Source organism: Pseudanabaena sp. SR411 (assembly GCF_002251945.1).
Taxonomy (GTDB): domain Bacteria; phylum Cyanobacteriota; class Cyanobacteriia; order Pseudanabaenales; family Pseudanabaenaceae; genus Pseudanabaena.
Window position 1 is genome coordinate 1 of the sequence record NZ_NDHW01000001.1, and the last position, 902, is coordinate 902.

Sequence of the window (902 nt, forward strand, 5' to 3'; positions counted from 1 at the left end):
TGAAACAGTATTTTCCATTTTGGCAACGTTCTGATACTTTACCCAAATGGGATATAACCATTGTTCCTAATTGATTGGTATCTTATTTCCTCGCAAGTCCCTTACAACAATAAAGGCGACCCTAATGGTCGCCTTTATTGTCTGAATCCTAGAGAAGGACAGCGCTTCGCGCGGCTCTTCTCTAAAAAATTGGATGACTATAATTTCAAAGAAAGCGTGATATTTGAATCTGCGCCCAAAAGTTTTGTAAGCGATCGCCTAAACTTGCGATCGGAAATCTTGGTTGTGATCGCCATTTATTTAATAACAAATGTCCCATCGGGGTCAGCCGAAAACTATCAGTAATGCCTTGACCATCGACTTCGCGGCGCAAAACACCTACTTGGATCAGCCATAGTAAAGCATTTTCAGTAATGATTAAATTTGTGGAACTAGTCAAATATTGGTTTTTGATGCCCTCATTACCTGCGATCGCCCTCAGGTTTACGCCTTGTGTTGCCATATCCGCAAACAACTTAATCGTAAAGGGCGCACATCTTAGCGCTACCTCGGCTCTCTGCAATATTTGAGGTTCGTATTCAGTATTATCTTTGTTGTTACTTTTACTTAAAGTTTCGGTTGACATGGCATTTTCCGAGCATTGATCTGGTTTGACACTTTAAATTTAATGCTAGCAGCACCCACCAAAGTCAGCATTAACCTTTGGATAAGTAATTGGACAAAACGGCGCTGGCTCACTAATTAGTGATATCAAGCTGTAAGGGACTTGCGAGGAAATAAGATACCAATCAATTAGGAACAATGGTTATATCCCATTTGGGTAAAGTATCAGAACGTTGCCAAAATGGAAAATACTGTTTCAAGTCTTCTGGTAGAAGTTTTATGCCCTTCACATAGGCTGT

Annotated in this window: 1 protein-coding gene; it reads right to left on the reverse strand. The window is 40.4% G+C overall.

The genetic code is table 11. The features are described 5' to 3' along the window. Positions 1-205: 205 nt before the first annotated feature. The gene (locus B9G53_RS00005; RefSeq protein ID WP_094528291.1) at positions 206-625 is read right to left on the reverse strand and encodes an Npun_F0494 family protein; all 420 of its coding nucleotides are present in this window, start codon (positions 623-625) and stop codon (positions 206-208) included. Positions 626-902 lie beyond the last annotated feature (277 nt).